Raw genomic sequence first — 9,028 nt, forward strand, 5'->3', positions numbered from 1 at the left:
CCGATAACCAGAAGAGCCGACAACATGTCGGCGGTCCCAGGGGCCGACAGGATGTCGGCGGTCCCGGGCCGGCTGGGACCGCCGTCTTTCAGACGGCTTACGGACCCAATGACCAGCTGTCGGCAAGGGTCAGAGCAGACGCCTTCTGGGCCGCACCAAATAACGCCGGACAGCCGGCAGGTTTAGTTCCCATGTATACGAATGGTGGACACAGGTCCGATTCTCTCCGCGGCGCGGAGCAACCAGGTTCCCACGCAGCGCGTGGGAACGAGAAAAGCCCCCTCGCTATGCTCGGGGCAAGCACTCTCCCGGCGGAAGGGTGTCGCAAAAGCCGGTCCGTGGGCTGTTGCGGGGCGGAAACGGAATAACCTGAGCTCTCGTTTCTTTTTTTCTTCTGCATCACGCAAAGACACCAAGCCACAACAGGGTATAAGGATTGAGAAAAGAACGACAGAAATTGCAAGGTGATTCAGTGCCTGATCTTCACACTGAAAAATACCGCCCACCCATCATCCTTGATCACTGCGGAATCCCCCCTCGCTACCTCTACCTGGGTGGAGACTCGATCGAACAGCTGCATGCGTACTCCGGCCCCCACCGACGCTCCTTCCACCTCGACATCCGAGCCCCGCTGCCACAACTTACCGTAGTCGACAAACCCGAAGAGCTGTGGGTTACCTATCTGTGATGCCGGGGAATCCGGAGCGTAACTCAGCTCCAGACTGCCCAGGGTGCAGTGATCACCGAACAACGCCGAGGGCTCGAACCCCCGCCCGAAGATCGCCCCACCATATGCACATTCCTGGGATGACAGCACGGGTGTTGCAGCGTACTGCCCATGCAGATTCAAAGTGGCCGCCAGACGACCGGACAACTGCTGAGACCGATACCAATTCAGCGTAAACCGCGTGAAATCCACCCGGCCATCGGCCCGGGAGGCAAACCGGTTGTCATTGTCCGTGCTGCCCAGGCCATCCACACCCTGAAACAATGTCGTGGTCAGCAGATTCCTCGCCGCTTTGCCGAAGAAGGCGGCGTCCGCCCAGTCCACCGAGACCCCGAGGTTGAAGAAACTCAGCCGGTCGCGGGTATTCGGGGTGGCGAGGATATCGGAACGGAAGTCCTGGTACCGATAGCCGCCGGAGACCCAGGTGCTGAAGTCCAAACCACGAACCACCGGATGTTTGAGCCCGAGCCCGAGGGAGTAGCCCTCGCTCCGGTAATCCAAGCGATTGAGAATCTCCGTGCCCGGATCGCCGTCATTGTAGGTGCCGGACACGGATACGACCGTCCCTTCCGCGTTCAAGGCCCGCGTATAGGCTGCCGCGAAGTAATGCAGTTCATTGAACTCCACCGTCCCACTGTAGGCAAGATCGAGCTGATCGTTCGCTCGCAACGGGTTCGGAATTTGCGTTCCCAAGGTGAACTGGTAGGGGCCATATTCCTCCGTGCCCCGATTATCGATATGCATGAAAGACCGCAACCGCTGTTGCCGGGGCGGCTCGATCAGCAAGCGCAGTGCCCCTGCCTGAGTACCGGGGGAAAGTACCAGGGAAACGCCGCCACCGGGTGCGTCCTTGGCCAACGCGCTGTAACGGTGATAGACCCGGTCGGAGAGGGGGCGGTCCGCTTGGAGCTTGGCCGCGTATCGGCGATACAAGGTCCGCTGCGTTTCCGATCGTCCCTGCGGCAGGACCAGGTCCTCGACATAGCCCTCCACCACCTCGATCCGCACGATATATCCCTCGCCATCGAAACCGAACAGCGGTCGGCGAATCTGGACTAAGGTGTATCCGTCCGCTTGGTATTGCGCCCGCAGGACCTGAACCAAACCGAGAATATCGGCGACGCTTACCCGCCGCTGCGCGACCAGGGGTTGGGTGAGACCGGCGAGGCGTTCAGGGGAATAAAGAGAACTCCCCACGATCCGGATCTGCTGGAGATCGAACCTCTGCCGCTGGGCGTCTACGATCGGGAGCTCGGTACCTGGGGGCGCGGCGGGCTCGACGACGGTCGAGGTGGGCTCCGGACGGGTCGGGAAGCGGGCGGAGACCTTACCGGGGTCGATGCTTCCGGGCACCGTCGCCGGTGCCGATACCGCTACGGAAAAGCAAGATCCACCACAACCGAGACAAAGGGCAAACGTCTTTAGAAAACGGACCATCGGTGAGACTCCTTTCAAAACCGAGGCAGGGTTGCCACCGCAGGTTCGATCCAACTGTGGGGCGGTACGCCATAGGGGGTTCGAGCAGATGACTGCGCGCGCAGGACAAGCGGCTATAAATAAATATAGAGCAAATGGTTATGTTTGCCCGGTTATCTCTGGTCGTGGGTGTGCACATGGCGCCTGTTTCACAAGCTAAGGACTGGACGCGCAGGCTAAATCAATATGTTAGCTTCCAGACAGTCTCTAAGGAGATAGTCAGGTACAAGGCTCAAACCTTCAAGTTCGTGGAACAGGCGCTATGTGAACACCCACGTCCCTGGTTATTATGTTTTTATTCGGAAGTCAATTTCTTTGGCCCCCTATTTATTAATGAATAAAACAAATAGCATTATACAAAGGTGGGTTGTGCCCACTGGCATGAGATTACTGAACCAGCGGTGGGCACAGCCCAATGCCATTAAGTTAAGCGTTACCGGTCGACAAACAAGAGAAGAAACGACAAATCACGCGAATCCGCGCGAATGGATGCGCGCAGATTCGCGTGATTCGTAGTTTGTGCCGGTACGGAAAGGTTACGCAACCAAGGGTCTGCTATGGTCGCGTCGAAGTCGTCAACGGATCTTGTTTCCGGATTTTGAGGGAGAGGCTACCTGGGTACCAAGGCCCGTGTTACCGGGTTCTGCGAGCCGCAGGCTGGTCAGGCTTACCCGGCGCTGCTTATTACCCGCCCCGTTCCAGGATACCACCGAGGTAACCAGGAAGGCGTTCAGGGGCAGCTCCCAGGCGGGGTCGCCGAATTCGTAAGGCGCGATGGAGACCTGCCAGGAAAGATTGTCCTGTGCATCGCCGCTGTAGCTGCCGGGCTCCAGGGGCATGTCGATCCCCACGGCATTGAGGCGCGCCTGCGCCAGGGTGGCGGCGCGGGAATAGTCCCCGCTTAGGACGGTGGTACGCAAGGCGCTCGAGAAGATCTGAATCAACAGCCCCAGGGAGAGCGCGAGGATCGCAAAGGCGACCACGACCTCCAGCAGCGAGAAGCCGCCTTGGGCACGACCGCCGCAAGCAGGCCGCGATGATGAACGTGGGTGGCTTGTCACTCGGCCTGCCAGGAGGCCATGAGGACGCGACCGGTCAGCCATTGGACCCCCACCTGATAACCCCTGTCTGCCCGGGCCAGGATGATGCGCCCGCCGGTGGAGCTGCCGTCCGGAAAGAAGCGGACCGCTCCCCGGTGCTCGCTGAGCTGCTCCGTTTCCGCCGCCTCCAGCTTCAGCTCCAGGTCCTCCCCAAGCCTGCCGTTGCGAAACTCATCACCGACCTCGAAGGTTCGCGTCTCTACGTCGAGGGTAAAGGCCGTGTCACGGCCGCTACGGATCGCCAGCTCCCGGGCCAAGCGCAGACCCGCCATGACCCGACGGGCGGATGCCTTGAGTTCGACCCCGGGCACCGCAGCGGTAAACAAAGGCGGGGTAATGGTCAGGACGAGCGCGGCGATGGCCAGAACAACCATCAGCTCCAGCAGGGTGAAACCGGAGGAACGGTTAGTAAATCCGGGATCACACATGCCGTATCGGATCCCGCACGCTCCCTGAGGTGTCCCCACAAATCAGCCTCTGGCTCCCACGCTCCAGCGTGGAAGCAAGCTTGTCCCGACGGAGGAGGGATCTTGAGGCTCCAGCGTCATGAAACCTGGTCCCGAGCGGAGCGAAGGATCTCGGCCGCTGGAGCGGCCACAACGGCATTCCCACGCTGGAGCGTGGGAACGAGCCATCAGGGCATCGTGGCAGCTCATTAGTCCCATAACTTATTGTTTTAGATTGCAATAATGTGGGGATACCTCAGGCACGTTCCTACTTCCAGCTGTATACATCCTGGTTTTCCCCTTCGCCCCCTTCCCGGTTATCCGCACCGAGAGACCAGAGGTCGAAGGAGCCGTGCTCACCGGGTGAGCGATATTGGTATTCGGATCCCCAAGGGTCCTTTGGGACCTGTGATTTCTCCAGATAAGGGCCGTTCCAGTTAGCGACATCGCCGGGATTCTCCACCAGGGCCTGCAAGCCCTCTGCCGTTGTGGGATAACGGCCGACGTCGATGTAGTAAATCTCCAGGGTGGAACCCAGTCCGGCTATTTGAATACCCGCGGCCTTTATCTTGGAGCCACCAAGGGTGCTCATTACCCGTGGCCCTACGAGACCTACGAGCAGACCGAGTATGGCGAGGACCACCAGCAGCTCGATCAAAGTGAAGCCGCGGGACAGGGCCAAAGCGCGGCGAAATCGTCTGACACGTTGCGGTTGCATGATATGAATCCTTTTCGAGGGTATGGCTAGCTCCATATTCTATCCACTATCTATCGATTGCGCGTTGCGAGAGACAAAACAGGCCAAACCGAGCCGGAACCGACAGGGATTGCGAACCGTAAAGAAGAAAACGACGAAGCGCGCAAATCTTCGCGGATCGACTCGCGCCGATTTGCGTGATTCTTAGCTCGTAGGTTGGACAAAGCCCGTAGGATGCGGTGAGTGCGGTGGTTTTAAGCTTGCCGACCGGTGCATGCTTTTCACGCACGAACCGCATCTTTGGACGGCGGTGGGCCCAACATCCGCATCTGTCATTCCCGATTATGGATCGATGGGCACGCTTCGCTTGGTGCATCCTCACAAGCAGCCGCGGTGCGGAAACCTCCGCGGCATGACCGAAGCCTTAGGACCCGCTTGCCGGGCGCTTGCTTTGCCCATCCTACGCCGGCTGCAGTTGCCACTACCCGTGGCTATATCGGTCAATCCCCCCCCAGAAACAGATTTTCGTCTTCGTCGTCTTGAGGCGCAGGGGAGGCGTGCTTCGGTGCCCTGACCGGCGCCGCCTCCGGCGCCTCACTCGATTGTCCGCCGCGCCGGATCTCGGGCTCGGCCCAAGGTCCGCTAAGGTGATACTGGTGGCGGCCCAGCCTGTCGACCGCCCCGTCGGACACCTGATCGACCAGGAAGACGGCCGCTCCGACTAAGGGGCCCCCCGCCACGGCGCCGGCGATGGCCGCGCCGGTACCGATGTGCGGCGTAACGGTCACGATCTGGTCCAACTCCCGCTCGACCAAATCCGTACTCCCGGCAATGCTGACGTCGGCGGAGGGTCCCTCGATGAGCAGCTCCTTTATGGTGGCCGACCCTTGCTCGATATCGAACCGTCCGGAGATCTTTTCAAATGCATAGCCGGGGCCGAACAGGTCATTGAAATCCAGGGACAAGCGCCGCCGCAGGGCGTCGAGATTGAGTATGCCCAGCACCCGCCCGACCCCCGGCTCCACCTCCAACAGGCTGCCGGCTCCCAGCTCGAACCGGATGCGTCCTTTCAGATCCGCCGCCGAGAATCGGTCCGGTGCGCCGGGCCAGCCCAGATTCAGATTCAGCTCGGCCGGTGTCTTGTGGAGCAGGCTCTTGAACTCGAGGCTGCGCAGGAACTCGCCCAGATCGCGGCTTTGTGCGGTAAGGGAAAGGTTGGAGCGAGGTCCCGCGTCCTTCCAGCGCCAACTGCCCCGCCCCTTGATCGCTATGACCGGTCCGGTGAGGGAGACCTGGGTGAATTCCAGGCCACCCGGTTCCATTTGTGAGCGCAGGGTCACGCGCCCCAGGAGATTGTTCCCCCACAGCAGTCGCTCGATGCCTAGATCCAGCGCCCGGGCTTGGCGCGGATCCGGGTGGGGCTTGTCGGCAGAGGCTTTGCCGTCTTTATGTTCCTGATCGAACAGGCCCTTCAGGTCCAACCGCGCGAGCCGAACCCGGACGGGTCCGCCGCGGGAACGCCGGGGAACAGTAATCTTACCTTCCAGCTCCCGGGCGTTGAGCTGCACCGCCCAGCCACGGCCCTGGTCCTCGAGCTCGAAGCGAACCTCGTTGAGAGCCGTGGCGGGCAACCGCAGGCTCCCAACGCGCACCCGTGCCGAGTGCAGTGCGGGGCTCCCGCCCGGATCACCGGTGGCGGGTCGTTCCTGGTCTGCCCACCAGTCGAGCCATGGCCGCAGGTCCAGAGCGGCGACGGACCCGCCCAGGTGAACCCCCTCGCGCTCGGGAAGCGGTAATGCGGGGCCGCCCAGATTAAAGGCTCCGCGGACCAACCGACGCTTGCCGTCGCTGTTCCGGTCCAATGCCAGCGCGATGCCGAGATCGCCATAGGCACCCTGAATACGCAGCGCCTTCTCCGGGGCCAGGCGTCCGGCGAGACGGAGTTGCCGAGTCCCGGCGGGGGGTTTGCCCAGGGGGGCCGGCAACGCCAGGGCAAGGCCGGCGAGATCGGATGTCAGCTCGAAATCCAGCGGGGGCACGGACCCGCCCAAGTCCGCGCCGGTGAGCGTGAGATCCAGCGCCAAGCGGGCCCGGCCCTGCAGCAGCTCCCACGCCTGGGCCGGGAATTGCCGCGCCAGGACAGCGGTCGGAAAGCGGCCCGTGACCCGGATATGGGTAGTTGCAGCGGCGTTCTTCCCGGACCTGCGGGTAGCCACGCCCAAGCGTACCGGCACTCCCCACAGCTTGGCCTCGATGGACGGCGCCTGAAGGTCACGATCGGTGAAGCGCAGGCTGCCAGCGAGCTCGGTAATCTCGACGGCCTGGTCCGGGATTGCAAGGGCCGCAGGTCCAGGCCAGCTGAGCTCGCCGGCGAGTCGCAGGGGGTCTGGGTGCCCCTCACGCAGGGGGATAGCCAGATCCAGATCCAGACGCGCCTTGCCTGCCGGTTTGAAGACCTGTGCGAGGCCCCCGAGCCGCTTGCGCAGAGGCGTCTCGCCGAGTATCCGCAGGTGGTCGGCGAACGGGCCCTGCGCCCGACCCTGAACCTCCACGGCAACGGCCCGGTCCAGATCCGGTATGTGGGCGGAGACCTTTATGAGATCGCTGTCCAGAAACCGCCCTTCCGAGAGGGAAATCCGCATCCCGCGGTCCTCGAAGTGCACTTCGCCAGCCAGCCCTGTGAGCGGGGGCCAGTCGCGATGGAAATTCAGGGTGCAATCCCGGACGGCGAACAGGGCCCGGAAACGGCCCTGGCGGGCATCGAATGGAAAATCTGCGACGGCACCGCGGAACAGGAGGGCGCCGTGGGGGATACTGCCGCCCACAAAGGCGTGTTCGAGCCAGTCGGTCAGTTCTTCCCTGAGTATATTCGACGGGAGATAGTCGGGGACCTTGGCAAACGCCAGAGCGCGGAATTCCGTGTGGAGGTCGAGGAAGGGACCCCCACCGTCCGCAGGCAGCCTAATGGAGAAACGGGAACGGGTAGCCAGATCGGCGTTGTCGGCGGTGATCTCTCGGGCGCTGACCCGCAGCGCACCATCGCTTTCCCGCTGCCAGCGGACCTCCCCGGCCGCCGTGTCGAACCTGAGCGGATGCGGGAACAGACGGGGCAGATCCAGGCTCAGGTCGGCGCCGGAGAAGACCAGCCGACCCGCGCGCTCGTTCGCGGCCAGCTTGGTGGTGAGGCCCCGGACACCGGGGACATGCCCATGGGCGTCGAGGCTCAGGTCCTCCACGCGGGCAGAGGCGGCCCAGCGCGGGGGCAGCTGCGGGCGGTGCATGAAGCGGAACCGCAGGTCGTGCAACCCCCCGCCGGGACGGATTGCGTCGAGTCGGTCAAGCGTTCCAGGCAGCAACCGCGACAACGGCGCGAGCAGGTCCCAGGCGGCGGCCAGGTCGAGCAATCGGCTCCCTCCCGCGATCGTCCAACCCCCATCGTCACCTGTAGCGAAGCGGAGCCCCAGGTCCGAGACCGAGAGCCGGGTCTGGTCACGGAGCAATGCCAGGTCCTGCACTGCGAGCTGCCAACCCGCGCCGACCCGCCGCCAGCGCAGGAGTCCTTCCACGCGATCCAAACGCAGCGGGGGGGTGTCGGCTTCCCCGGACTCGGTCCATACACCCAGTCCCGCGGTCCTGATGCGGCTCAGGGATTGGCTGAGGAGCCCGCCTTCCAGCCGGTTCCAGCTCTCGATCTCCACCCTGTCGCTCTCCAAACGCAGACCCGCGGGGAGCCATCCTGCAAGGACCCGGCCCAGGTCATTGCCCTGCCATTGGAGGTAGAGCTCGCCGCTCCAGTCCGCCGGCCGTCGGGGCTCGCCGCGCAGATCCCCCACCAGTTGCAGTCGACCTTGCTGGTCGTCGAGCTGCCGGGCGAGAATATCGATTCGGTGCCGCTCCCCCTGGTTCTCGAAATCCACCCGGACCTCGGACAGATGCAGGGTTGGCGCCCCAGCTTGCTCGTCGATCCAGGAAAGGTCGCTGTCCACCAGCCGGAAGCGGCCGTGACCCAAGAAGAAATCCATTGCTTCCGGGTTATTATCCGTTAGGTCCTCCAGCCCGGTGACCACAATGGCGCCGGTGGGCAGTCGCCGGACGACTAGCCGGGCGCCGACCAGGGTAACGGACTCGATGCGGGGGGCCAGCGCGCCTAGGCTGGCAATGGGATCCAGATCGACCCACAGCTGCGGGAGGCTGAGCCGAGGGCGGCCACTCCTAGGGTCCAGAAGCACGGTGTCCCGGAGCCTGAGCCGCGGAGCCAGGCCTGCCAGGCGTACTTCTAGGCGCCCGACCTGGACCTCCATACCAAGGAACTCCGCCAGCATACCCTCCAGCTCGGATCGGAACAGATCCGCGAACGGCAAGGCGAGACGGATCGCCCCGATCAGCAGACCGACTGCGAATATCCCGATCAGACTAAAGCGGATGGTCTGGGAGGTGACGGATTTGAACCAGTAGGGCATGAAGGAAGTGGTCGGCGCGCAGTGGGAAAAGGGGTAGGGTAGTGGTTAATATTTAAATGATTTGTTGGGCACGCCGCCGTCCAAAGATGCGGTTCGCCGCCGGGCGCGTCCCGCGCCCGGCG

5 protein-coding genes are annotated in these 9,028 nt (G+C 63.0%); all 5 read right to left on the minus strand.

Going from position 1 to position 9,028, the window contains the following annotated elements:
• Window positions 1-469 precede the first annotated feature (469 nt).
• The 5 genes from BQ17_RS04845 to BQ17_RS04870 all read right to left on the minus strand — a co-directional run bounded on the left by BQ17_RS04845 (window position 470) and on the right by BQ17_RS04870 (window position 8,906).
• On the minus strand, window positions 470-2,164 hold the full coding sequence (locus tag BQ17_RS04845; RefSeq protein ID WP_089724768.1) for a ShlB/FhaC/HecB family hemolysin secretion/activation protein: 1,695 nt from the start codon (window positions 2,162-2,164) through the stop codon (window positions 470-472).
• Window positions 2,165-2,778: 614 nt separating this feature from the next.
• The gene (locus BQ17_RS04855; RefSeq protein ID WP_256091486.1) at window positions 2,779-3,264 is read right to left on the minus strand and encodes a type IV pilus modification PilV family protein; all 486 of its coding nucleotides are present in this window, start codon (window positions 3,262-3,264) and stop codon (window positions 2,779-2,781) included.
• Complete coding sequence (locus tag BQ17_RS04860) at window positions 3,261-3,731, minus strand: GspH/FimT family pseudopilin (RefSeq protein WP_089724775.1); 471 nt, start codon at window positions 3,729-3,731, stop codon at window positions 3,261-3,263. Before BQ17_RS04860 ends, BQ17_RS04855 begins: the two co-directional genes overlap by 4 nt.
• A gap of 286 nt (window positions 3,732-4,017) precedes the next feature.
• Window positions 4,018-4,467 (minus strand): type II secretion system major pseudopilin GspG, encoded by a 450-nt coding sequence (gene gspG / locus BQ17_RS04865; protein ID WP_089724778.1) that lies wholly within the window; start codon window positions 4,465-4,467, stop codon window positions 4,018-4,020.
• Window positions 4,468-4,946: 479 nt separating this feature from the next.
• Window positions 4,947-8,906 (minus strand): YhdP family protein, encoded by a 3,960-nt coding sequence (locus BQ17_RS04870; RefSeq protein WP_089724780.1) that lies wholly within the window; start codon window positions 8,904-8,906, stop codon window positions 4,947-4,949.
• Window positions 8,907-9,028: the final 122 nt, after the last annotated feature.

Source organism: Candidatus Thiosymbion oneisti, assembly GCF_900092655.1.
GTDB classification, from domain to species: Bacteria; Pseudomonadota; Gammaproteobacteria; order Chromatiales; family Chromatiaceae; genus Thiosymbion; species Thiosymbion oneisti.

Coding starts and splice junctions, on each gene's coding strand:
- BQ17_RS04860 (WP_089724775.1), bottom strand. CDS start 3,731: ATGTGTGATCCCGGATTTACTAACCGTTCCTCCGGTTTCACCCTGCTG.
- BQ17_RS04870 (WP_089724780.1), bottom strand. CDS start 8,906: ATGCCCTACTGGTTCAAATCCGTCACCTCCCAGACCATCCGCTTTAGT.
- gspG (WP_089724778.1), bottom strand. CDS start 4,467: ATGCAACCGCAACGTGTCAGACGATTTCGCCGCGCTTTGGCCCTGTCC.
- BQ17_RS04845 (WP_089724768.1), bottom strand. CDS start 2,164: ATGGTCCGTTTTCTAAAGACGTTTGCCCTTTGTCTCGGTTGTGGTGGA.